This window comes from Arthrobacter sp. CJL-S3 (assembly GCF_056711635.1).
In genome coordinates this window covers 2,533,648-2,556,907 of record NZ_CM160046.1, presented here as the reverse complement: position 1 = coordinate 2,556,907, position 23,260 = coordinate 2,533,648, and the positions used below count along the sequence as shown (strand labels likewise).

The 23,260-nt window shown below is 68.1% G+C and carries 18 protein-coding genes, 2 tRNA genes and 1 riboswitch; of the genes, 18 read left to right on the top strand and 2 right to left on the bottom strand.

Annotation, left to right across the window (positions count from 1 at the left end):
• Window positions 1–111: 111 nt before the first annotated feature.
• A complete protein-coding gene (locus AC06G6_RS11640) occupies window positions 112–885 on the top strand; it encodes an SDR family oxidoreductase (protein WP_479822192.1) in 774 nt (257 codons plus the stop codon).
• Window positions 886–979: 94 nt separating this feature from the next.
• On the opposite strand, the gene AC06G6_RS11635 is transcribed toward AC06G6_RS11640, so the two are convergent.
• Window positions 980–2,038, bottom strand: coding sequence for an endonuclease/exonuclease/phosphatase family protein (locus AC06G6_RS11635; protein ID WP_479822188.1), 1,059 nt, complete (start codon window positions 2,036–2,038; stop codon window positions 980–982).
• 328 nt (window positions 2,039–2,366) lie between these two features.
• Here AC06G6_RS11635 and ileS point away from each other — a divergent pair, with 328 nt between their 5' ends.
• The 4 genes from ileS to ndk are packed head-to-tail and all read left to right on the top strand — an operon-like array spanning window position 2,367 to window position 8,004.
• Window positions 2,367–5,735: an isoleucine--tRNA ligase gene (gene ileS / locus AC06G6_RS11630; RefSeq protein ID WP_479822186.1), complete on the top strand. Its 3,369-nt coding sequence runs from the start codon at window positions 2,367–2,369 to the stop codon at window positions 5,733–5,735.
• 3 nt (window positions 5,736–5,738) lie between these two features.
• A complete protein-coding gene (locus tag AC06G6_RS11625; protein WP_479822184.1) occupies window positions 5,739–7,097 on the top strand; it encodes a bifunctional folylpolyglutamate synthase/dihydrofolate synthase in 1,359 nt (452 codons plus the stop codon).
• A gap of 3 nt (window positions 7,098–7,100) precedes the next feature.
• Window positions 7,101–7,544 (top strand): DUF4233 domain-containing protein, encoded by a 444-nt coding sequence (locus tag AC06G6_RS11620; RefSeq protein WP_479822182.1) that lies wholly within the window; start codon window positions 7,101–7,103, stop codon window positions 7,542–7,544.
• A gap of 40 nt (window positions 7,545–7,584) precedes the next feature.
• Complete coding sequence (gene ndk, locus AC06G6_RS11615) at window positions 7,585–8,004, top strand: nucleoside-diphosphate kinase (protein ID WP_479822180.1); 420 nt, start codon at window positions 7,585–7,587, stop codon at window positions 8,002–8,004.
• A 119-nt stretch (window positions 8,005–8,123) separates the two neighbouring features.
• Here the strand turns inward: ndk and AC06G6_RS11610 are convergent, their stop codons facing one another.
• Window positions 8,124–8,792 (bottom strand): vitamin K epoxide reductase family protein, encoded by a 669-nt coding sequence (locus AC06G6_RS11610; RefSeq protein ID WP_479822178.1) that lies wholly within the window; start codon window positions 8,790–8,792, stop codon window positions 8,124–8,126.
• Between the two features lie 471 nt (window positions 8,793–9,263).
• Between AC06G6_RS11610 and AC06G6_RS11605 the strand changes: the two genes are divergently transcribed.
• The 13 genes from AC06G6_RS11605 to AC06G6_RS11545 all read left to right on the top strand — a co-directional run bounded on the left by AC06G6_RS11605 (window position 9,264) and on the right by AC06G6_RS11545 (window position 23,201).
• A complete protein-coding gene (locus tag AC06G6_RS11605) occupies window positions 9,264–12,590 on the top strand; it encodes an Rne/Rng family ribonuclease (RefSeq protein WP_479822176.1) in 3,327 nt (1,108 codons plus the stop codon).
• A gap of 105 nt (window positions 12,591–12,695) precedes the next feature.
• Window positions 12,696–12,793: riboswitch (TPP riboswitch) on the top strand.
• Entirely contained in the window at window positions 12,776–14,431 is a 1,656-nt protein-coding gene (locus AC06G6_RS11600; RefSeq protein ID WP_479822174.1) for a bifunctional hydroxymethylpyrimidine kinase/phosphomethylpyrimidine kinase, read from the top strand. It overlaps the preceding riboswitch by 18 nt.
• Before the next feature lie 354 nt (window positions 14,432–14,785).
• Window positions 14,786–15,094 (top strand): 50S ribosomal protein L21, encoded by a 309-nt coding sequence (gene rplU / locus AC06G6_RS11595; RefSeq protein ID WP_282380108.1) that lies wholly within the window; start codon window positions 14,786–14,788, stop codon window positions 15,092–15,094.
• A 61-nt stretch (window positions 15,095–15,155) separates the two neighbouring features.
• Entirely contained in the window at window positions 15,156–15,419 is a 264-nt protein-coding gene (rpmA, locus tag AC06G6_RS11590) for a 50S ribosomal protein L27 (RefSeq protein ID WP_120949928.1), read from the top strand.
• Between the two features lie 115 nt (window positions 15,420–15,534).
• Window positions 15,535–17,121 (top strand): GTPase ObgE, encoded by a 1,587-nt coding sequence (obgE, locus tag AC06G6_RS11585; protein WP_479822172.1) that lies wholly within the window; start codon window positions 15,535–15,537, stop codon window positions 17,119–17,121.
• Complete coding sequence (gene proB / locus AC06G6_RS11580) at window positions 17,111–18,322, top strand: glutamate 5-kinase (RefSeq protein ID WP_479822170.1); 1,212 nt, start codon at window positions 17,111–17,113, stop codon at window positions 18,320–18,322. The genes obgE and proB overlap by 11 nt, the downstream gene beginning before the upstream one ends.
• Window positions 18,323–18,348: 26 nt before the next feature.
• Complete coding sequence (locus tag AC06G6_RS11575) at window positions 18,349–19,743, top strand: glutamate-5-semialdehyde dehydrogenase (protein WP_479822168.1); 1,395 nt, start codon at window positions 18,349–18,351, stop codon at window positions 19,741–19,743.
• 80 nt (window positions 19,744–19,823) lie between these two features.
• Entirely contained in the window at window positions 19,824–20,063 is a 240-nt protein-coding gene (locus AC06G6_RS11570; RefSeq protein WP_479822165.1) for a hypothetical protein, read from the top strand.
• 55 nt (window positions 20,064–20,118) lie between these two features.
• On the top strand, window positions 20,119–20,763 hold the full coding sequence (gene nadD, locus AC06G6_RS11565; RefSeq protein WP_370871286.1) for a nicotinate-nucleotide adenylyltransferase: 645 nt from the start codon (window positions 20,119–20,121) through the stop codon (window positions 20,761–20,763).
• Window positions 20,764–20,770: 7 nt separating this feature from the next.
• The gene (locus AC06G6_RS11560; RefSeq protein WP_479822163.1) at window positions 20,771–22,183 is read left to right on the top strand and encodes a hypothetical protein; all 1,413 of its coding nucleotides are present in this window, start codon (window positions 20,771–20,773) and stop codon (window positions 22,181–22,183) included.
• A 115-nt stretch (window positions 22,184–22,298) separates the two neighbouring features.
• Window positions 22,299–22,700, top strand: coding sequence for a ribosome silencing factor (rsfS, locus tag AC06G6_RS11555; protein ID WP_307462736.1), 402 nt, complete (start codon window positions 22,299–22,301; stop codon window positions 22,698–22,700).
• A gap of 140 nt (window positions 22,701–22,840) precedes the next feature.
• Window positions 22,841–22,913 (top strand) — tRNA-Ala (locus AC06G6_RS11550).
• A gap of 215 nt (window positions 22,914–23,128) precedes the next feature.
• A tRNA-Ala gene (locus tag AC06G6_RS11545) sits at window positions 23,129–23,201 on the top strand.
• Window positions 23,202–23,260 lie beyond the last annotated feature (59 nt).

The following is a 23,260-nucleotide window of genomic DNA, read 5'->3' as shown; positions in this document are numbered from 1 at the left end:
GATCAGGCGCATCTATGTTCGGGGCAAGGGACCAGCAGACCAACCATGCCCGGGTGCTGCAGGAGTTCCTCGCGCGGGATTGAACCGGGGCTGAGCCGTTAGGGTGGTGCCATGACTGAGGAAATCGACATCAAGGCATCAGCAGCCAAAGCAGCGGTTGTCACCGGCGCCAGCACCGGAATCGGCGAGGCCACCGTGCGTGCGCTCCGGACCGAGGGATGGACCGTGTACGCCGTCGCCCGCCGTGCGGACCGGCTGGAGGCGCTCGCCGCGGAAACCGGCGCCATCGCGCTTCCGGCGGACGTGACCGACGACGCCGACGTCGCACGGCTCCTGGACGAGGTGACCGGTGCCGGCGGCATCGACACGCTCATCAACATCGCCGGCGGCGCCCGCGGCGCGGACAAGGTGGCCGAGGCCAAGACCGAGGACTGGGAATGGATGTTCGAGGTCAACGTCCTGGGCACCATGAAGCTCACCCGGGCGTTCCTTCCGATGCTCCGCGCCTGCGGTGAAGGCACCGTCCTGAACCTGACGTCGACGGCGGGACTGTCCGCCTATGAGGGCGGCGGCGGCTACAACGCGGCCAAGTTCGCCCAGCACGCACTCACCGGCGCCCTGCGGCTCGAGGAGGCCGAGCACAATCTCCGCGTGATCGAGGTCGCCCCCGGCCTGGTCCAGACGGAGGAGTTCGCGCTGAACCGGCTCGGCGACCAGTCGGCCGCCGCCAAGGTGTACCAGGGCGTCGAGAAGCCGCTCACCGCGGCGGACGTCGCCGACGTCGTCCGTTACGCCGTCGTCGCGCCGCACCACGTCAACCTCGACCAGATCGTGATCCGCCCGGTGGCGCAGGCCGCCAACTACAAGCTGATCCGCAAGGGCTAGCCGCGTACCCCGGCGCCGGAACTGCAACGCGGAGTCACCTACGGCCCATAAACCGCCGGTTTATTGGCCGTAGGTGACTCCGCGTTGCTTTGGCTCAGCCGTCGGCCCGGACGGTCAGCGTGGCGATGATGGCGGCGTGGTCCGTCCCGGACACACGGTGCACAGCGTAGTCTGCGCTGCGCACCGAGGGGGTGGTCACTATGTGGTCAATCGTGATGCCGGGAAGAAACAGGTCCTCCATGGGCCAGGTGGGGATCAGGCGAGAGCCCTGGGCCATTCCCACGTCCACCAGTTTCCGGCCCCCACCCTGCAGGAGCTGCCGAAATTCGGCATGGTCATAGCTGGCGTTGAAGTCACCGGCCAGCACCACATTCCCCGGCAGGAACACCAGCCGGCCGAGTGCGGCGAGGTCGCTGCGCCACTTCGGCAGCCCCACGCCCACGGGAGCACGGGCATGGACGTTCGTCAGTTCGAAGACGGCCCGCTGCCCCTGGGACTCCGCAATGACCCGGATCATCGGCATCGGAAAATGGGATCCGGAAACCTTGCCTGCCGGCACCAGCTCGTGGACCGAGTACACGGCATTGCCGGCGGCACGGTCCGCCGGATCGCTGATCCTGTTCGGCAGCAGAGCGGGCAGGCCGGCAGCATCCAGCCGGTCCTCGAGGGCCTGGGTGTACTCCTGGAGCGCCAGCAGCGTGATGCCGTGCTCGCGGACCAGCCGGACGATCTCCGCCGCGTCGGCTTTGCCCAGCTTGGCGTTCAGGCTCATTGTCCGCAGCTCCACGGTTCCGTCCACAGCGTCAGCCAGGGCATCCGGCGCGGAGCCGGCCGCGGCCTCCGGTGCGGCCCGGGCGTAATCCAGCGGGACCAGCCAGAACAGCTGCACGGCCACGAGGCCGGCCGCTGCGCCCGCCATCCATCGCCGCCGGCCCAGCACCGCGAACAGCAGCGAGGCGCCGGCAGGCAGCACCAGCCACGGCGTGAAGGACACCAGCTGGACCGCGGTGGTGGGCCATTCCCGCGGCACGGCACGGAAGACGGAGACCACCACAACGGGTGCCGCCGCCAGCCCCGCCAGCCACCGCCAGCCGGCCGCTGCCCCGCCGGCAGGCATTCGCGGGGCAACGCGGCCACGGGTCCGGAACATCATGGGATTCAGTGTAGGCATTGCGGGCCCGTTCGAGTTGTTAGACTTCTTACAGCAGCTTTGACCCGGCCATCACCGGTGAGCTTCCGGAAGAACGCCCAGGCGCCACGACTTACCTGCAACATCGTGCGCCAGGGCCGGTAGAACCGGACGGGTAAGCCCGTCACAGCAGTAATGAGCGGCCGACGCCGGTGCTCTGTCCCGTTGCAGGGGCCCGGCGACGGTAAGTGAGGTGGTACCGCGGTGCCGGTGTTGTCGAAAGACAGTGCAGGGGCCGTCCTCGCATCCTGAATGAATCCATTTATTCACTAGCTCAACCCAGGATGTCGAGATGACTTATTACCCGAAGGCCTCCGCCGCCACGTCCGGCGCAGGCGCCTCCACCTCTGCTTCCAACGCAGCTTCCAACACCTCTGGTGTGTCGGCCTCCGTGAAGTTCCCGGAGGTCGAAGAGCGCATCCTCAAGTACTGGGACGAGGACGGCACCTTCCAGGCCAGCATCGACCAGCGCCCCTCCGATCTTCCCGGCGGAGAGCGTGGCAGCAACGAATTCGTCTTCTACGACGGTCCCCCCTTCGCCAACGGCCTGCCGCACTACGGCCACCTGCTGACCGGCTACGCCAAGGACCTGGTGGGCCGCTACCAGACCCAGCGCGGACGCCGCGTCGAGCGCCGCTTCGGCTGGGACACCCACGGGCTGCCCGCCGAGCTGGAAGCCATGAAGCAGCTGGGCATGACGGACAAGACCCAGATCGAGGCCATGGGCATCGACAAGTTCAACGACGCCTGCCGCGCCTCCGTGATGAAGTACGCCGACGAGTGGAAGAGCTACGTCACCCGCCAGGCGCGCTGGGTCGACTTCGAAAACGACTACAAAACGCTCAACGTCGAGTACATGGAGTCCGTGCTCTGGGCCTTCAAGCAGCTGCACGAAAAGGGCCTCACCTATAACGGCTACCGCGTGCTGCCGTACTGCTGGAAGGACGAGACGCCGCTGTCCAACCATGAACTGCGCATGGATGACGACGTCTACAAGAACCGCCAGGACCAGACCGTCACCGTCACCTTCCCGATCACGGCGGGGGAGTCGGAGCTGTCCCAGCAGCTCGCCGGCGTGCAGGCGCTCGCCTGGACCACAACGCCCTGGACGCTGCCCACCAACGCTGCGCTCGCCGTCGGGCCTGCCATCAGGTACGTGGTCCTGCCGGCCGGACCCAACGGCGTCAAGGCCGCCTCCACGGACGCGCCCGTCACGGGCAGCTTCCTGCTGGCCGCCGAACTGCTCGGCACCTACGCCAAGGATCTTGGCTACGGCGACGGCGCCGCGGGTGCCGCCGCGGCCGAGGCCGCGGTCACCTCCAGCCACACCGGCACCGAACTCGAGGGCCTGACGTACGAGCCGCTCTGGGACTACTTCGCGGACGACGAGAAGTACGGCAACCAGAACGCCTGGCGCTTCCTCGTGGCCGACTACGTCACCACCACCGACGGTACCGGCCTCGTCCACCAGTCACCCGCCTACGGTGAGGACGACCAGAAGGTCTGTGAAGAGGCCGGTATCCCCGTCGTCCTCTCCGTGGACGAAGGTGCCAAGTTCCTGCCGCTGTTCAGCCACGGCCCGCTGGCCGAGATCGCCGGGCTGCAGGTCTTCGAGGCCAACAAGCCGATCACCCAGGTGCTCCGCGCCCAGGGCCGCCTGGTCCGCCAGGCCAGCTATGAGCACAGCTACCCGCACTGCTGGCGCTGCCGGAACCCGCTGATCTACCGCGCCGTGTCCTCCTGGTACGTCGAGGTCACCAAGTTCAAGGACCGCATGTCCGAGCTGAACCAGGACATCAACTGGATCCCGGGCAACGTCAAGGACGGCCAGTTCGGCAAGTGGCTCGCCAACGCCCGCGACTGGTCGATCAGCCGGAACCGCTACTGGGGCAGTCCCATCCCGGTCTGGCAGTCCACGGACCCGGACTACCCGCGCACCGACGTCTACGGCTCGCTCGCCGAGATCGAGGCCGACTTCGGCCGCCTGCCGCTGAACAAGGCCGGCGAGGTGGACCTGCACCGGCCGTTTATCGACGAACTGACCCGGCCCAACCCTGATGACCCGCGCACCCCGGCGGAGGGCCAGTCCGTCATGCGCCGCGTCGAGGACGTGCTGGACGTCTGGTTCGACTCCGGCTCCATGCCCTACGGCCAGGTCCACTACCCGTTCCAGAACGAGGAATGGTTCGACACCCACAACCCGGCGGACTTCATCGTCGAGTACATCGGCCAGACCCGCGGCTGGTTCTACATGCTGCACATCCTGTCCACCGCCCTGTTCGACCGGCCGGCCTTCCGCAACGTCATCAGCCACGGCATCGTCCTGGGCTCGGACGGGCAGAAGATGTCCAAGAGCCTGCGCAACTACCCGGACGTCTCCGAGGTCCTGGACCGCGACGGCTCCGACGCGATGCGCTGGTTCCTGATGTCCAGCCCGATCCTGCGCGGCGGCAACCTCGTGGTCACCGAGCAGGGCATCCGCGACGGCGTCCGCCAGGTCATCCTGCCGCTGTGGAACGTGTACAGCTTCTTTACGCTGTACACGAACGCCGCTAACGGCGGGAAGGGCTATGACGCGAAGCTGCGCCACGACGGCTACGCCGACACCCTGGACCAGTACCTGATGGCCAACACCGGCGACCTGGTCCGGAACATGACCGCCCAGCTGGACAGCTACGACATCTCCGGCGCCTGCGACGAACTGCGCAGCTACCTGGACATGCTCACCAACTGGTACGTCCGCCGCAGCCGCCAGCGGTTCTTCGACGAGAACGTCGACGCCTTCGATGCCCTCTACACCGCGCTGGAGACGGTCTGCCGGGTCTCGGCCTCGCTGCTGCCGCTGATCTCCGAGGAGATCTGGCGCGGCCTCACCGGCGGGCGCTCCGTGCACCTGGCCGACTGGCCGGACGCGGACCTCTTCCCGGCCAACCCCGGACTCGTCGAGGCCATGGACCGGGTCCAGCAGATCTGCTCCACCGGCTCCTCGCTGCGCAAGGCCGCCAACCTCCGCGTCAGGCTGCCGCTGCAGGAACTCACCGTCGTGGCACCCGGCGCGGACGCGCTGGAAGGCTTCGCCGCCGTCGTCGCCGATGAACTGAACCTGCGCTCCGTCCGCCTGCTCGACGCCGACAGCGCCTCCCCGGCGGAGTTCGGCATCGAGCAGAAGCTCGTGGTGAACGCCCGGGCCGCGGGCCCGCGGCTGGGCAAGAACGTCCAGCAGGCCATCAAGGGCGCCAAATCCGGGGACTGGTCGCTCAGCGACGCCGGAGTGGTCACCGCCGGCGGCCTCGAACTGGAGCCGCAGGAATACACCCTGGAAACCGTCGTGGCGGAAGCCGCGGAAGGCGAGGGATCGCGCGCGGCCGCTGTCCTGCCCGGCGGCGGCTTCGTGGTCCTCAACACCGAGGTCACCCCGGAGCTCGAGGCCGAAGGCGCGGCCCGCGACATGGTCCGCGCCATCCAGCAGGCCCGCAAGGACGCCGGACTCAACGTCAGCGACCGGATCCACACCACTGTCACCGCACGGCAGGACGTCGTAGAGGCCCTGCTGGCCAACGCGGAACTCGTCAAGACCGAAACCCTGACCATCGAGCTGGCAACTGTTGCGGCCGACGTCAAGGAACCCCAGGTCAGCGTTGCCAAGAAAGTTGAGGCGTAGTCCATGACCGACGAATTCTCCGTAGAAAGCGTCTACGCCGAGCTGCTGGGCCGGGCGCCGGAAAACAAGATGGAGCCCCGGCTGGCCCCGCTGCACCGGGCCATGGACATCCTCGGGGAGCCGAACAAGGCGTTCCCGATCATCCATGTCACCGGCACCAACGGCAAGACCTCCACGGCCCGCATGATCGAGGCCGGGTTGCGCGCGCACGGGCTGAGCACCGGACGGTACACGAGCCCGCACCTGTCCAAGGTCACCGAACGGATCAGCATCGACGGCGCCCCGGTGTCGGATGAGACCTTCGTCCGGATCTGGGACGAGATCCGCCCGTACCTGGCCATCGTGGACAGCGAACTCGAGGCCGACGGCCAGCCCCGGCTGACGTACTTCGAATGCCTCACCATCCTGGGCTTCGCCATCTTCGCGGACCAGCCAGTCAACGTCGCCGTCATCGAAGTCGGCCTGGGCGGCATCACCGACGCGACCAACGTCGGCGACGGCCAGGTCTTTGTGGTCACCCCGATCTCGCTGGACCACACGGACCTGCTGGGCGACACCACCGAGGACATCGCGTACGAAAAGGCCGGCATCATCAAGCCCGGCGGCTTCCTCGTCAGCGCGGCGCAGCCCCGCGATGCGGCCCAGGTGCTGCTGGAAAAGGCCAAGGAAACCAACGTCCCGTTCCGCTTCGAAGGCGTCGAGTTCGGCGTCGAATCCCGCACCGTCGCCGTTGGCGGCCAGATGGTCACCATCCAGGGCATCGCGGGCCGCTACGAGGACCTGCTGGTGCCGCTGCACGGCGCGCACCAGGCCGAGAATGCCGCCGTCGCGATCGCCGCCCTGGAGGCCTTCTTCGGCGCCGAAAAGGCGCTCGACGCCGGGCTGGTGCAGGAGGCGTTCGCCTCCGTCACCTCGCCGGGCCGGCTGGAGGTGGTGCGCACCGCGCCGACCATCATCGTGGACGCCGCGCACAACCCCGAAGGCATCAGGGTCTCCGCCGAGGCGATCCATGAGGCGTTCAGCTTCACCAAGCTGGTGGTGGTGGTCGGTGTCCTGCGGGAAAAGGATGCCGAGGAAATCCTCCGGCAGCTCAAGGAATCCCTCGGGGACCTGGCCGCCGAATACTGCTTCACGCAGTCCAACTCGCCCCGCGCGGTGCCGGCCGAGGACCTAGCGGAACTCGCGCTGGAGCTCGGCTTCGGCGAGGACAACATCCACGTGGCCGAAAAGCTCGACGACGCCCTCGAATGGGCCGTGGAACGGGCCGAAGCCAACGACGACCTCGCCGGCGGCGTCCTCGTCACCGGGTCCATCACGCTCGTCGCGGAAGCCCGGATCCTGCTCGGAAAGGCGGAGGCGTAGCCCATGGCGAAACTCACCAAAGCCCAGCGCGAATGGCAGCCCGGCATGCCCAAGAAGCGCCGCTCCACCAAAGTCCTGTTCGCCTCGACGGTGCTGCTGCTGGAGGCCTTCGTGGTGCTCTTCGGCACCCTCACCGTCTTCGGGCTGCGCCGGGACGAATTCCCGCCGGTCCTGATCTTCTCGGTCGGGATCACGCTGAGCCTGGTCTACGCCCTGACCTGCGCGGTGCTCACCAGACCGTGGGGAGTGGCCCTGGGCTGGATCCTGCAGATCGTGCTGATCCTGACCGGCATCCTGGAACCGGCCATGTTCCTGGTCGGCGGACTCTTCGCCGTGGCCTGGTGGTACGGCATCCGCACCGGCATCCGGATCGACCGGGAAGCCGCGCAGCGCGAACGCGAACAGGCCGCCTGGGACGCAGCCCACCCCGAAGATCAAAGCAACTAGACTTATTTCCGAATCCCGCCCCCAACACATTGGAGCAGCTGTGAGCATTGAGCGCACCCTCGTCCTGATCAAGCCCGACGGCGTCACCCGCAACCTGACCGGCAGCATCATCGCCCGCATCGAGGCCAAGGGCTACACCCTGGCCGAGCTCAAGAAGGTCAACGCGAGCCGCGAACTGCTCGAGCAGCACTACGAGGAGCACGTGGGCAAGCCCTTCTACGAGCCGCTGGTCGAGTTCATGCTCAGCGGACCGGTCGTCGCGGCGATCTTCGAGGGCCACCGCGTGATCGAGGGCTTCCGCTCGCTCGCCGGCACCACGGACCCGACGACGGCGGCCCCGGGGACCATCCGCGGCGACTTCGGCCGCGACTGGGGCCTGAAGGTGCAGCAGAACCTGGTCCACGGCTCGGATTCCGTGGACTCCGCGGAGCGCGAGATCAAAATCTGGTTCCAGGACTAACTTCCGGACCCATCCTCCCGCCGAGGTGACAGTTAAGGCCCATGTTCGTCACGAACATGGGCCTTAACTGTCACCTCGGCGGACCGTCACCTCGCGGTGGTTCGGCGCGGGCGGTGCGCCTAGTAGCCGGAGGTCCCGATGAAGACCTGGATGAAGGCGAAGAAGATGGTGGCGACCACGGCGACGTAGAGCAGCGCCGTGATGATCCAGCCCGAGTCGCCCAGGATCCTGGTGGCGCCGGCGGGCAGGCGGATGACGCCATGGGCCACGTTGCGGACGGTGACCCAGACGAACAGGGGAATCATCGCGGCCCAGACGACCATGCAGAACGGGCACAGGATGTGGATGGAGTACAGCGCCTGGGACCAGAGCCACACCACGAACGCGAAGCCCAGCGTCACGCCGGCCTGAAGGCCCAGCCAGTACCAGCGGGCGAACGTGGCTCCCGCGAGTATGCCCATGGCCGTGGTGATGATGACCGCGAACGCCACGATCCCCATGAACATGTTGGGGAAGCCGAACACCGAACCCTGCCAGGTCTGCATGACCTGCCCGCAGGAGATCCAGGGGTTCACATCGCACACCGTCACATGGCTGGGGTCCTTGAGGACCTCCAGCTTTTCCAGCACCAGAGCCCCGGAGGCAAGCCAGCCGACGACGCCGGTGATCAGCAGGAGCCACGCGAACGGGCGGTCCCGGGTCATCGGAGGCAACGGCCGTTCCGCGACTGACGTGCTGGAGCCTTGCTGCTCGGCCGCCTCACTGGTGGCACTGGAGATGGTGGGCATGGAATGAAAGTCCTTTGGTCGGTGCAACTGATCCGATTCTATCGCCGGAGACTGGACGAAGCCCGGGAAGCGCTGTGCGGTCCCCAGTGATTCGGTCCACGGTGCGGGCCGGATGCCTGCTTACGCCTGATTTCGCGGGTCCTGTGAGACAATGATCGTGGCTGGAACCCGATCCACATCCGGATTCCGGTCCGGCGACTTTGTTCCCAAGACCGCCAATGATGAGCAGGGAGCCACGGATCCTCTGATCCAGGCTGTCCCGCAATGCCATTGGACGGCACCTGGTTGTGACGTGTAGATCAACGGGTTTCAGAACAATTCCGCCGGCCCTCCAGGGCTGCCGCACCCCACTGCCGGTGCGAACCTGAGGGTATCCAATTGACTTCTGTCAATGCCCGCGGGTGTTGACAAATATTTGCCCCAACGGGTGCCGGATGTGGCGGCCACTCAGGGGCAGGAGTGTCGCCACATATGGATAATGACCAGGTTGTAACGACTAACGACAACGCCCTCGGTGCCGGGGAACCCGTAGACGCCGCAGCCGCGGCAACGCCGCCGAAGCGGCCGGTCCGGACCCGCCGCAAGGCCCTTCCGAAGAAGGAAGCCTCCGCGGACGCAGCGGACACGGCAGCCGCTTCCGGGGACGCAGCCGACGTAGCAGTCCCCGCGGAGGCAACCGGCGCAACCGAGGCTCCGGCCGCGGAAGCCAAGGCCAAAGCACCCGTCCGCCGCTCCCGCACCCGCAAGGTCGCCGCGCCGGCCGAACCCCTCCCGGCCTTCGCCGACGACGCCGCGGCAGCTGAAACCGCCGCTGAGACCGCCGCCCCGGCAGAGACCGCCGCCGCACCGGCCGCTGACGTTCCGGTGGAGAAGCCGGTCCGGCGCCGCGCCAGCCGCGCCAAGGCCGCTGCCCCCGCCGCTGAGACCCCGGCGGAGATGCCGGCCGCTGAGACCCCGGCCGCCGAGACCCCTGCGGCGGCAGGCTCCGGCGTGACGCCGGAAGCAACATCAGCAACCGCCCCCGTGGAAGCACCAGCCGACGCCGCTGCGCCCGCCGCAGCAGCAGCAACAGAAACACCCGCCGCAGCAGCCTCCGCCGGCTCGCTCTTCCTCGAGCCGGGAGCGGTCACCTCGATGATCTTCCAGGCCCCCGACCTGGCCACCGTCGTGCGCCCGGCCCCGGCGGCCGCCGTCGTGGCGGAAGCCGATGAAGAAGAGGGCGAGGAAGGTGAAGGCGAGGACGCCGGTAGCCGCCGTCGCCGCCGCAGCCGCGGACGCCGTGGACGCAGCAGCCGCGGATCCGACACTGAGCCCGGCGCCGAGAACGAATCCGAGGACACCGGAGAAGAAGCGGAAGAGGACTCCGAGGAGCAGCTCGAAGAGGGCGTGACCTCGCGCCGCCGCCGCCGCCGCCGCCGTGGCGACCAGGACCTGGAACTGACCGGCGGGGAAGACAACGACCCGCCCAACACGGTGACCCGCGTCCGGGCGCCCCGTGCAGCCACCGAGGCGCCCGTCAACAACCGCGTCACGTCCCTGAAGGGCTCCACCCGGCTTGAGGCGAAGAAGCAGCGCCGCCGCGAATCCCGCGACACCGGCCGCCGCCGCACCGTCATCACCGAGGCCGAGTTCCTGGCCCGGCGCGAATCGGTCGACCGCCAGATGATCGTCCGCCAGCGCGACGACAGAATCCAGATCGGCGTCCTCGAGGACGGCGTCCTGGCCGAGCACTTCGTGTCAAAGACCCAGCAGGATTCCCTGATCGGCAACGTCTACCTGGGCAAGGTCCAGAACGTGCTGCCGTCCATGGAAGCCGCCTTCGTTGACATCGGACGTGGCCGCAACGCCGTGCTCTACGCCGGTGAAGTCAACTGGGAATCCGTCAACCTCGAGGGCAAGCAGCGCCGGATCGAGAACGCGCTGAAGTCCGGCGACTCCGTGCTGGTCCAGGTCACCAAAGACCCGGTCGGGCACAAGGGTGCCCGCCTCACGAGCCAGATCTCGCTGCCCGGCCGCTACCTCGTGTACGTTCCCGGCGGTTCCATGACCGGAATCTCCCGCAAGCTGCCCGACGTCGAACGCAACCGCCTGAAGCGGATCCTCAAGGACCGCCTGCCGGAAGATGCCGGTGTGATCGTCCGCACCGCCGCCGAGGGGGCGTCCGAGGAAGAGCTCACGCACGACATCAACCGCCTCCGCGCCCAGTGGGAAGGCATCGAGGGACAGTCCTCCTCGACCAAGATCCTCGCCCCCGAGCTGCTCTACGGCGAACCCGATCTGACCATCAAGGTGGTCCGTGACGTCTTCAACGAGGACTTCTCCAAGCTGATCGTCTCCGGCGAGGAAGCCTGGGACACCATCGAGGCCTACGTCACCTACGTGGCGCCGGACCTGGTGGGCCGGCTGGAGAAGTGGACCAAGGACACGGACATCTTCGCCGCGTGGCGCATCGACGAGCAGATCCACAAGGCCCTGGACCGCAAGGTCTTCCTGCCCTCCGGCGGGTCCCTCGTGATCGACCGCACCGAAGCCATGACCGTGGTGGACGTCAACACGGGCAAGTTCACCGGCAGCGGCGGCAACCTTGAGGAAACCGTCACCAAGAACAACCTCGAAGCGGCCGAGGAAGTCGTCCGGCAGCTCCGGCTCCGCGACATCGGCGGCATCATCGTGATCGACTTCATCGACATGGTGCTCGAATCCAACCGCGACCTCGTGCTGCGCCGCATGGTGGAGTGCCTGGGCCGGGACCGGACCAAGCACCAGGTCGCCGAGGTGACCTCGCTGGGCCTCGTGCAGATGACGCGCAAGCGGATGGGCACCGGGCTGCTGGAAGTCTTCGGCGAGCAGTGCGAAACCTGCGCCGGCCGCGGCATCGTCACCCACGACGAGCCGGTGGAGCACCGCCGCGCCAACGTCGTGGCCGCCGAGCACCACGTCCCGCGGACCGAGCACCAGCCCGCCGCCCGGACGGAGCGCAAGAGCCGCCGCCGCGGCAGGGGCGGCCAGGGCGCGGACGAGCAGTCCGCCCCGGCAGCAGTCCACGCCGAGCCCACCGAGGCCGAGCGCCACGCCAAGGCCGAGGCCACCCGCGCCGCGCTGGCGAACATCGCGGCAGCGGCGCACGCCGCCCACCTCCATGACGGCGAGGCAGCCACCGCGCGCGACGCCGGGACCCGCCAGGCCGCCCTCGAGGCAGCCGTCGAGCTGGCCGCGACGGAGGAAGCTGCGGGACGTCCCGCAGCCGTCCTGACGTTCGGCGGCGAGCAGGTCGCCCTGCCGTTCGTGGAACACGCCGACGAGACGAGCGCGCCCTCGCTGACCCTGGATCTCCTGACCGAGGCCTTCGCCCACCTGGGTGAAGCCGAGGCAGCCGCGGCTCCGGCCGCGCAGGAACCGGCTCGGCAGGAACCGGCTCCGCAGGAAAAGGCTCCGCAGGAAAAGGCTGCGCCGGTGAGTGCCCCGGCAACGAAGGCTCCGGCAGCCCGGACCGCAACGGCCGCTCCGGCGCGCACGGGCGGAACCGGACCGGGACGGGCCCAGGCTCCGGGTTCCCAGACCGAGGCTGAAGCCGAGGCCGGCACCTCCCGGGCCCGCCGCGGACGCCGCAACCGCAGCGCCAGCCGCGCGCAGGGCGCAGCCAACGAGACCTCGGTGGAACAGCGCCAGGAAACCCGGCAGACCGCCGCCGTTTCGGTGCATGAGGCCAAGGTCCCGGCAGCCACCACGCCGGCGGCCAAGCCTGCCGCCGGCGAGCCGATCATCCTCGGTGTCGGGGTTCCGGCTTCGGAGCTCTAACACCGGAACAGTTCAGCAAGGCCGCGGGCGCGGTCCGGACGGCGTAGCAATACGACCAGGTTCGGGCCGTGCCCGCGACTTCGTTAAGGGATCCGGCTAGGCTGGGTCCCTGACACGGGGTGCCGCGCATCGAGCCGGCTGAGATCCAGACCCGTTGAACCTGTCCGGTTAGCACCGGCGAAGGGATGTCTCTCTTGACCACCACCTCATCGTTTCTTCCGTGTGTCCCCGCCCCGTCGGCGCCCCGGATCCCTCGGGTGCTCGCGATTGCCGGCTCCGATCCCTCCGGCGGCGCAGGAATCCAGGCCGACCTCAAGAGCATTGCCGCGCACGGCGGCTACGGCATGGCAGCCATCACGGCCCTGACCGGGCAGAACACCCGCGGCGTCAGCGCCGTGCATGTCCCGCCGGCGGCGTTCCTCGCCGCACAGCTGGACGCCATCAGCGCGGACATCACCATCGACGCCGTCAAAATCGGCATGCTGGGGGACGCCGAGGTGATCGACGCCGTCCGCACCTGGCTGGAGAAGGCGCGGCCCGCCGTCGTGGTCCTGGATCCCGTGATGGTCGCGACGAGCGGGGACCGGCTGCTGCAGGAGTCCGCCGAGGCGGCCCTGAAGGCGCTGCTGCCCTACGCGGACCTGATCACCCCCAACCTCGCCGAACTCGCGATCCTGCTCAGGGAGCCCGCCGCCGGGACCTGGGCCGCGGCCCTGCAGCAGGGCAAACGGCTCGCGGCCCAAACGGGGGCCACGGTCCTGGTGAAGGGCGGCCACCTCGACGGCGGCAGCGGCCCCGGGGGCCACCCGGGCAACGAAGGCAGCGAGGGCAGCTCGGGCACCAGGGCCCACCAGGATGGAGCCGCCGGCTGCCCGGACGCGCTGGTCAACACCGTCGGGGTGCTGGCCCAGGACGTCGTTGTGGTGCCGGGGGAGCGGGTGCCCACCCGCAACAGCCATGGCACCGGATGCTCGCTGTCCTCGGCGATGGCGACAGTGCAGGCCAGAATCATGGGACACGACGGGCCGGGGGACTGGGAGGCCGCGCTCCGCCAGGTCAAGCCGTGGCTGCAGGAGGCGCTGCGCGCCTCGGCGGACCTCGACGTCGGCACCGGCAACGGCCCGGTGCATCATTTCCACCACGTCCAGCAGCACACCCAGCACCATGGCGGGACCGGCCGGGTCCCGGCCGAGGGGGCCTTCGCCGCGGCGCTGCGGGACGCGGCCGCCGGGGACCTCGACGCGATCTACGGCCTGGAGTTCATCAGGGCCCTGGCCGACGGGTCGCTGCCGGAGAAGGACTTTGCCTACTACCTCGCCCAGGACGCCCTGTACCTGAACGGCTATTCCCGGGTCCTGGCCCGCGCCGCAGCGATCGCACCCACGGAGGCCGAGCAGCTCTTCTGGGCCCGTTCCGCCCAGAACTGCCTGGAAGTGGAATCGGAGCTGCACCGGACCTGGCTGAGCACCCGCACCGCCGACGTGACGCTGGGGCCGGTCACCAAGTCCTACGTGGACCACCTGCTGGCCGCCACGGTCTCCGGCAGCTACGGGGTGCTGGTGGCCGCCGTGCTGCCGTGCTTCTGGCTCTATGCCGAGGTCGGGGAGACCCTGCACGGGCAGTTCCTCGCCGCCGGCGCCCCGGACGCGCACCCCTATGCGGTGTGGCTGCGCACCTACGCGGATGAGGAGTTCGCCGCCGCCACCCGGCAGGCGGTCGCCTATGCCGACGCGGCGGGACGGGCGGCGTCGGAGAGTGAACGGCAGGCCATGACCGTGGCCTTCCGGCAGTCCGCACGCTACGAGGTCGACTTCTTCGACGCGCCGCGGCTGCACGCCTGACCCGGGGAGCCGGGCGGAGCCTGTACGATAGGTGGGCACGGTTCCGGAAGTCGTTGCGGCAACACCCTGTCCATACAGAGTGGCGCCTATCACGTACCTCCCTTCGGAACCAGCCTCATTTGCGGCCGAAGGCAAAATTAGCGTAGTCTAGATCTTCGGTGCTTACGCCAACACTTGGGTTATGACCTTGAGGACGCTCCACTTGATTTCGAGTGCGATTGTCCACGGGATAGCTCATGGGTCCCCCCGGGGAACCCACCGGCGTAGAGGCACAGCGTGAGCCGGACCAGAAACTTTGGACCCAGGTTCCGCACGCAAATCTAGTAATAAACGTCGAGAGAAGTGAGTTCCCCAGTGGTGTACGCGATTGTCCGCGCAGGCGGCCGGCAAGAGAAGGTTTCCGTTGGAGACTTCGTTACCCTGAACCGCGTCCCCGGTGGAGCCGGCAGCACCTTTGAGTTGCCCGCACTGCTCCTGGTGGACGGTGACAAGGTCACGTCTGCAGCTACGGACCTGGCCAAGGTAAAGGTTACGGCTGAGATCCTTGAGGACCTTCGCGGTCCCAAGATCGTCATCCAGAAGTTCAAGAACAAGACCGGTTACAAGAAGCGCCAGGGTCACCGTCAGGAATTGACCAAGGTCAAGATCACCGGTATCAAGTAACTAATCGTTACGGTTCAGGTTTTCAGCAGATTCCCCAGAATTTTAAGGCAGGCATTTCCAAATGGCACATAAAAAAGGCGCGAGTTCCACTCGCAACGGTCGTGACTCAAACGCCCAGTACCTTGGCGTCAAGCGCTTCGGCGGCCAGGTAGTTTCCGCAGGCGAAATCATCGTCCGCCAGCGTGGCACCCACTTCCACCCGGGCGCCGGCGTTGGCCGCGGCGGCGACGACACCCTGTTCGCACTGACCCCCGGCGCTGTCGAGTTCGGCACCCGCCGCGGTCGTCGCGTCGTGAACATTGTGACTGCTGCAGCTGCAGAGTAACAACAAGTCTTAAATCGGTGGGGCGGGCCATTAGGTCCGCTCCACCGGTGTTTAACCGCATTACAATCATCTTGGGAGTCTTTGGACCCCGGGGAACAGCACTGAGGAGATCCACGTGGCCAGCTTTGTAGACCGGGTAGTACTGCACGTATCCGGCGGTACCGGCGGTCACGGTTGTGTCTCCGTTCACCGCGAGAAGTTCAAGCCGCTCGGCGGTCCCGACGGCGGCAACGGCGGCAACGGCGGCGACGTCATCCTGCGTGTCGACCCGCAGACCACCACCCTGCTGGACTACCACCACGCCCCGCACCGCCACGCCACCAACGGCGGCCCCGGCATGGGCGACTGGCGCGCCGGCAAACACGGCGAAACCCTGATCCTTCCGGTCCCCGTCGGCACCGTGGTCAAGTCCAAGGACGGCGAGGTCCTCGCTGACCTGGTGAGCGAAGGCGCCGAATACATCGCGGCCGCCGGCGGCATCGGCGGCCTCGGCAACGCCTCGCTCTCCTCGCAGAAGCGCCGCGCCCCCGGCTTCGCGCTGCTCGGCATCGAAGGCGAATCCAGTGACGTCGTCCTGGAACTGAAATCCATCGCCGACATCGCCCTGGTCGGCTTCCCCTCCGCCGGCAAGTCCAGCCTGATCGCGGCCATGTCGGCCGCTCGGCCCAAGATCGCCGACTACCCGTTCACCACCCTGATCCCGAACCTCGGCGTGGTCCAGGCCGGCGACGTGCGCTTCACCATCGCCGACGTCCCGGGCCTGATCGAAGGCGCCAGCGAGGGCAAGGGCCTCGGCCACTACTTCCTGCGCCACGTCGAACGCTGCGCCGCCCTGGTGCACGTCCTTGACTGCGGCACGCTCGAATCGGACCGTGACCCGCTCTCCGACCTCGCCATCATCGAGGCCGAGCTGGAAAAGTACGCGGTCGACATGAGCTACAGCGGAGCCGACGGCGAGGTTGTGCCGCTGAACCACCGTCCCCGCCTGGTTGCCCTCAACAAGGTGGACCTGCCCGACGGCAAGGACATGGCCGAGTTTGTCCGTCCGGAACTGGAATCCCGCGGCTACAAGGTCTTCGAGATCTCGGCAACCAGCCACGAGGGCCTCCGCCAGCTCGGCTTCGCCATGGGAGAAATCGTCCAGGCAGCCCGCGACGAGCTCGCCGCCGCCCCGCCGAAGGTGCACGCCCCCATCCTCAAGCCGCGTGCGGTCAACGAATCCGGCTTCAAGATCCGCCGCGAAGAGAAGAACCTCGAACCGCTGTTCCGCGTCTTGGGCGACAAGCCCGTGCGCTGGGTCAAGCAGACCGACTTCACCAACGAGGAAGCCATCGGCTACCTCGCCGACCGCCTGGCCAAGCTCGGCGTCGAAAACGAACTGTTCAAGCAGGGCGCCAAGCCGGGCGACACCGTCGTCATCGGCGAGGACGACGGCGTTGTCTTCGACTGGGAGCCGACCATGATGGCCGGCGCCGAACTGCTGGCCGCCCCGCGCGGCACCGACGTGCGCTTCGCCGACATCGGCGACCGCCCCACCCGCGGACAGAAGCGCGACGAGCAGGTCGAGCGCCGCGAGGCCAAGGCTGCCGCCCGCGCCGAACTCGAAGCCGAGCGCAAGGCCGGAATCTGGACCGAATCCGTCAGCGGACGCCGTGACAAGCCGCTCAAGGAGAGTGGGCTGGGCGCAACAGATGACGAGTAAAGCCGTCACTGCACCCGGTGCGGCAGTCTCCCCGGATCACCGCCGTGCGGCGGAGAGCCGCCCAACGGACACGGCAAGCGGCACGCCGGCCCCCGACCGCTCCGTGCTGTCCGGGGCCCGGCGGATCGTCGTTAAAGTCGGTTCGTCCTCGCTGACATCCATCAAGGGCGGCATCTCCGAAGAGGCGCTGACCGAGCTCGCGGACGCCCTCGCCCATAAGCGCAACGCCGGGACCGAGATCATTCTGGTGTCCTCCGGCGCGATTGCCGCCGGGCTCGCCCCGCTTGGTCTCGCCAAGCGCCCCCGAGACCTCGCCACACAGCAGGCGGCCGCGAGCGTGGGCCAGGGACTGCTGATGGCCCGCTACACGCACGCTTTCGGGGCCCACGGCGTCACGGTCAGCCAGGTGCTCCTCACCGCCGAAGACTTCATGCGCCGCAGCCAGCACACCAACGCCCTGCGCGCCCTGGACCGGCTGCTCAACCTCGGCGTCGTGCCCGTGGTCAACGAAAACGACACTGTCGCGACCCACGAAATCCGCTTCGGCGACAATGACCGGCTGGCGGCGCTCGTCGCCCACCTGGTCCGCGCCGACGCCCTCGTGCTGCTCTCCGACGTCGACTCCCTCTACGACGGTCCCCCCGCGCACGGCGCCAAGCGGATTTCCCACGTCACCGGCCCCCAGGACCTCGACGGCGTGACCATCGGGCGCACCGGCACGGCCGGGACCGGCACGGGGGGAATGGTCACCAAAGTCGAAGCGGCCACTATCGCCGCGGGGTCGGGCATCCCCGCCCTCGTCACCTCCACGGACAACGCCGCCGCCGCTCTGGCGGGCCAGGACGTGGGCACCTGGTTCTCCGTGAACGGCTCCCGCAAGCCGGTCCGCCTGCTCTGGCTGGCGCACCTCGCCTCCGTGGAAGGCACCCTGGTGCTCGACGACGGTGCGGTTAACGCCGTGCGTGACCGCCGCACCTCGCTGCTGCCGGCCGGTATTTCCGCGGTTCACGGGCACTTCGAAGCCGGCGACGCGGTGGAAATGGTCACCCCCGACGGCACCGTGATCGCCCGCGGCCTGGTCAACTACGGTGCTGCCGAACTTCCGCAGATGCTGGGCCGCTCCACGAAGGAGCTCGGCAAGGCCCTGGGCCGCGGTTATGACCGGGTCGTTGTTCATGTTGACGATCTGGTGCTGGTCTGAGCCTGCCGCTCGCCTAAACTGGAAGCATGACTGAGGCCCTCACCCCCCGCTCTGCCGTGCTCGCCGAAAAGCTGTTCGCCGAAGGTCTGCTACCCGCGGACGAACCGGCGGACGCCACCCGCGGGACCGGCCCGGAAATCGCTGCGGAAAGCGGTGCGGCCGGCGACGTCGAGGCAGCCGTCCACGCCATCGCCGACCGCTCGCGCCAGGCTGCCCGCAGCATGTCCCGCGCCAACCGGGCCTGGAAGGACCGCGGGCTCCGTGCCATCGCTGCCGCGCTGCTGGAACGCAAGGCCCAGATCCTTGCCGCCAACACCCAGGACGTCGCAGCCGGCAAGGCCAACGGCACGTCCGCGGCCCTGCTGGACCGGCTCACCCTCACGGACGCCCGCATCCAGGGCCTCGCCGACGCCCTGGAGAACCTCGCCAACCTGCCGGATCCGGTCGGCAACGTGGTCCGCGGCCAGACCCTCCCCAACGGGCTGCGGCTGCGCCAGGTCAACGTGCCCATGGGCGTCGTCGCCGCCATCTACGAGGCGCGCCCCAACGTCACCGTGGACATTGCCGGGCTGGGCCTGAAGAGCGGCAACACCGTCATCCTGCGCGGCGGGACCGCCGCCGCTGCCACCAACGCCGCCCTCGTCACCGTGCTCCGCGACGCCCTCGACTCGGTAGGGCTGCCCGCCGACGCCGTGCAGAGCGTCGACCAGTACGGCAGGGAGGGCGCCAACGCGCTGATGCGCGCCCGCGGCCGCGTCGACGTCCTGATTCCCCGCGGCGGCCGGGACCTGATCCAGTCCGTTGTGACCAACGCCAAGGTGCCCGTGATCGAGACCGGCGAAGGCAACGTGCACATCTTCCTGGACGCCTCCGCGAACGAGGACATGGCCGTGGAGATCCTGCTGAACGCCAAGACCCAGCGGCCCAGCGTCTGCAACACCGTGGAGACCCTGCTGGTCCACTCCGCGTCGACCGTGCTGCCCGCCGTCGCCGCGGCCCTGCGCGCCGCCGGCGTCACCCTGCACGCCGACGAACGGATCCGCGCCGCGCTGCCGGCCACGGTCGACTCAGTCCCCGCCACCGAGGAGGACTGGGCCACCGAGTACATGGACCTGGACCTCGCCGTGGCCATGGTGGACAGCCTCGACGACGCCGTCAAGCACATCCGTACCTGGTCCACGGGCCACACCGAAGCCATCCTGACCAACGACCTCGGCAACGCCGAGCGCTTCATCGCGGAGGTGGATTCGGCCGCCGTTATCGTCAACGCTTCCACGCGTTTCACCGACGGCGGCGAACTGGGCCTGGGCGCCGAGGTCGGCATTTCCACCCAGAAACTGCACGCCCGCGGACCGATGGGCCTGACGGAACTAACCACCACCAAGTGGATCGTCCAGGGCGAGGGCCAGATCAGGTCCTAGCGACGCTGTAACATGGAACAGAAGTCCGTAACGGCGGGGATTCCCGCCGTCGTCAAATCTTGAACTCACTAGGGGAGAACATGCTGTTGCAGCAGATCGCCACCATCGTCAGCGCCGCTGGCGAATCAGGCCACGAGGAACTCGCGCCGATTATCGCTCCGCCGTTCGTCGTCGGTGCTGTGATGTTCGCGGTGCTTCTGGTCATGCTGTTCATCACGCTGTCCTACTCCAACCTGGGCAAGCGCCACGAGGCCGTGGAGGAGCATGCGGATCCGCACCGCCAGCACCCGAACAAGCACGATCACGGCCAAGGGCACTAATATTTCCGCGATCGTGAAGCAGCGCGGCGCCAAGCGCCGCCTGCGTCTGGGTGTGATGGGCGGCACGTTCGATCCCATCCACCACGGGCACCTTGTCGCGGCCAGTGAGGTCGCGGCCAAGTTCGACTTGGACGAAGTGGTCTTCGTGCCGACGGGCCAGCCCTGGCAGAAGATGAGCAAGAAGGTCAGCGAGGCCGAGCACCGCTACCTCATGACCGTCATCGCGACGGCGTCGAACCCGCGCTTCACCGTCAGCCGGGTGGACGTGGACCGGCCCGGACCCACTTACACGATCGACACCCTCCGGGACCTGCACACCCTGCGTCCGGACGCGGACCTCTTCTTTATTACCGGCGCCGACGCCCTGGCCCAGATTCTGTCCTGGAAGGACATCGACGAACTCTGGTCCCTCGCGCACTTCGTCGGGGTCACCCGGCCCGGGCACGTCCTGGACGGCATGGGCCGCAAGGACGTCAGCCTGCTCGAAGTCCCCGCCATGGCGATCTCCTCGACGGACTGCCGCACCAGGGTCGCGGCCGGGAACCCCGTGTGGTACCTCGTCCCCGACGGCGTAGTGCAGTACATCGCCAAATACGGGCTCTACGGCGGCGACCCGGACACCGGGAACACCTCCGCCGGCAATGGCGCCGCCCGCTATGACCGAAGCACCGAGATAGCCCAACCCGCCAGCACCGAATGAGTTTTCAATGAGTCAGGAACAGCCACCGATCCGCAGCCGCCGCCAATTGCGGCTGGCCAGAGATGAACGCCTGGAAGCGAACCAGGAGCCCGGCACCCCAGGTCCCGGCGCGGTTCCCCCTGCCTCAAACACCGGTGCCTCCGACAACCCCGCCTCCAACACCGCTGCCTCCAACAACCCTGCCTCAAACAACCCCGCCGGCGGAGTTGCCTCCGGCGCTGTCGACCCCGGCGAGCCCACGGAGGCCGAAGTCACCGGCCGGCGCCGGAATCCGGGCCCCGTCGATACGGTCCGCACCACGTCCGGCCCCGAGCGGTCATCGCAGGTCCGCGCCCGGGACCGCGCCACCCTGCGCACCATCAAGGAACTCGCCGAAAAAGAAGGCAATCTCTCCGGCGGCGGACCGCCCACCCGGCGCCAGCTCCGGCTGCTGCAGCTGGCTGCAGAAACGGCCCCGGCAACCTCCGCAAACCTGATTGTCCCCGCCTCCCCGCGAACCCGGGCCACCCCGGCCGTCCGCCAGGCCAACACACCCGCAGGCGCACAGCCGGCCGCGGCTGCACCGGCAACCCCTGCTGCGCCGGACGCGGCGGGCGCGCAGCCCGGTGTGGACGGCGCTCCCGCAGACGGCGCTCAAGCCCCCGGGCAGAAGTCCGACGGCGGCACCGCCGGCCGGGGCGCCAAGGGACCCGAGGGCATGACCGTGGAGCAGGCCCTCGCGGCTCGGGAACTGCTGGCCCAGCAGGCCCAAAACCAGCTGGCCAAAATGGAGCACATCAACGCCACCGACCCGGAAGCCGTCGACCCTGGGGTGCTGGCGGAGCAGATCGCCCTGGCCGAGCGGGCCGCGGTTCTAAACCGCCGAGCCGCCGCCAAGCAGAAACTCGCCGAGCAGAACAGCAAGCCCGAACCGGTGCGGAATGACCCCACCACGGCCAATAACCTGGCCATGGTCACCCCCCTGGAATTCGTCAAGGTCCCCGGCGTGGAGCGGCCCGTCTTGAAGCGCCCTGCCACGTCCCACGTGCCAGTCGTCACCAACCCGGGTCCCCGGGTTGAGCAGCCCCGGAAGTCCGGCAACCGCCGTCCGGGTCCTTCCCGCCAGCGCGGTGCGGGCGCCACCACCGGCCGTGCCGGCGTGCTGGCCCGCGCCGAGGCCGCCGCCAAGGCTGCCAGCGCAGCTCCGGCACCCACCAGCCCCACGGCGGGGATCCCCGCCGCACTCCCGCCCGAGGAGGAGTTCGCCGGCAGGTCACCCGTCGCCGCCAACACCGCCTACGGTCTTGATCCCCTCGACGCGGACACCGCCGGCCTCGGCAGGGCGCGGCGGCTGCGCCTCGTGCAGCTCGCGGTGCTGGCCCTTGGTGTGATTGCGCTGATCGCCGGCATCATGCTGATCATCACCGGCCTCTCCGGGTAGGCACCTCCGTCCCTGACCGCGCCATTGCGGCCGGTGGCCATTGCACATTTTTCCGCTACACCAGCTTTTTCACCCAACAAGCTTTTCACAACAGCTTTTCCCAACAAGGAGTCCCGTGACTGCAACAGAATCAGCCATCGCTACAGCCCGCCACGCAGCCCGAGCTGCCGCGGAGAAACTCGCCGAGGACATCATCGCGATGGACGTCAGCGAACGGCTGGCCCTGGCCGACATCTTCCTGATTGCCTCCGCCCCGTCTGAGCGCCAAGTCAACGCGATCGTGGACGGCATCGAAGACGAACTCTCCAAGTTCGAGCTCAAGCCGATCCGCCGCGAAGGACGCTCCGGCGGCCGCTGGGTCCTGCTGGACTACGGCGACATCGTCATCCACGTCCAGCACGAGGAAGACCGCGTGTTCTACGCCCTGGAGCGCCTTTGGAAGGACTGCCCCGTCGTGGACCTGCAGCTCGGGGACGATGCCTCCGCCAAGGCCGCGGCAGCCTCCGAATCGGAGTAGCAGCGGGAGCACAACGGAATATGCCCGATTTGGAATTTTCCGAAAGGCTGTTCTAAGATATTTGAGTTGCTTCGGAGAGATCCGGACCAAAAAGCCGGGGCCGAAAGCATTTGCTGACGGGGTCGGAGCAACGAAAATTCGGGGCTGTGGCGCAGCTGGTAGCGCACCTGCATGGCATGCAGGGGGTCAGGGGTTCGAGTCCCCTCAGCTCCACCGAATAATGATCCGCCGGAATCGAAAGATTCCGGCGGATTTTTTTATCCGATGACGCTGGCCGCCGTCCCTGCAGGATCGCGGCCCGTCCCAAGTTTCTCCGGGCTGTCGGCAGGGGCGGCGTGTCGATTCGCGTCAGCACGGATTGTGGTTTAAGATAAACAGGTTGCTTCAGGGAAGACGGTCCTTTTCAGGAAAGTCTTGCCGGGTAATTCGGGGCTGTGGCGCAGCTGGTAGCGCACCTGCATGGCATGCAGGGGGTCAGGGGTTCGAGTCCCCTCAGCTCCACGAAGAGGTCCTGCTCACTGAGCAGGGCCTCCTTTGTTTTGCAGGTGCCTACCTGTGGC

Bases quoted from the DNA above. Each gene is read 5' to 3' on its own strand.
- AC06G6_RS11640 (WP_479822192.1), top strand. From the start codon at position 112: ATGACTGAGGAAATCGACATCAAGGCATCAGCAGCCAAAGCAGCGGTT.
- AC06G6_RS11635 (WP_479822188.1), bottom strand. From the start codon at position 2,038: ATGATGTTCCGGACCCGTGGCCGCGTTGCCCCGCGAATGCCTGCCGGC.
- ileS (WP_479822186.1), top strand. From the start codon at position 2,367: ATGACTTATTACCCGAAGGCCTCCGCCGCCACGTCCGGCGCAGGCGCC.
- AC06G6_RS11625 (WP_479822184.1), top strand. From the start codon at position 5,739: ATGACCGACGAATTCTCCGTAGAAAGCGTCTACGCCGAGCTGCTGGGC.
- AC06G6_RS11620 (WP_479822182.1), top strand. From the start codon at position 7,101: ATGGCGAAACTCACCAAAGCCCAGCGCGAATGGCAGCCCGGCATGCCC.
- AC06G6_RS11610 (WP_479822178.1), bottom strand. From the start codon at position 8,792: ATGCCCACCATCTCCAGTGCCACCAGTGAGGCGGCCGAGCAGCAAGGC.
- AC06G6_RS11605 (WP_479822176.1), top strand. From the start codon at position 9,264: ATGGATAATGACCAGGTTGTAACGACTAACGACAACGCCCTCGGTGCC.
- AC06G6_RS11600 (WP_479822174.1), top strand. From the start codon at position 12,776: ATGTCTCTCTTGACCACCACCTCATCGTTTCTTCCGTGTGTCCCCGCC.
- rpmA (WP_120949928.1), top strand. From the start codon at position 15,156: ATGGCACATAAAAAAGGCGCGAGTTCCACTCGCAACGGTCGTGACTCA.
- proB (WP_479822170.1), top strand. From the start codon at position 17,111: ATGACGAGTAAAGCCGTCACTGCACCCGGTGCGGCAGTCTCCCCGGAT.
- AC06G6_RS11575 (WP_479822168.1), top strand. From the start codon at position 18,349: ATGACTGAGGCCCTCACCCCCCGCTCTGCCGTGCTCGCCGAAAAGCTG.
- AC06G6_RS11570 (WP_479822165.1), top strand. From the start codon at position 19,824: ATGCTGTTGCAGCAGATCGCCACCATCGTCAGCGCCGCTGGCGAATCA.
- nadD (WP_370871286.1), top strand. From the start codon at position 20,119: ATGGGCGGCACGTTCGATCCCATCCACCACGGGCACCTTGTCGCGGCC.
- AC06G6_RS11560 (WP_479822163.1), top strand. From the start codon at position 20,771: ATGAGTCAGGAACAGCCACCGATCCGCAGCCGCCGCCAATTGCGGCTG.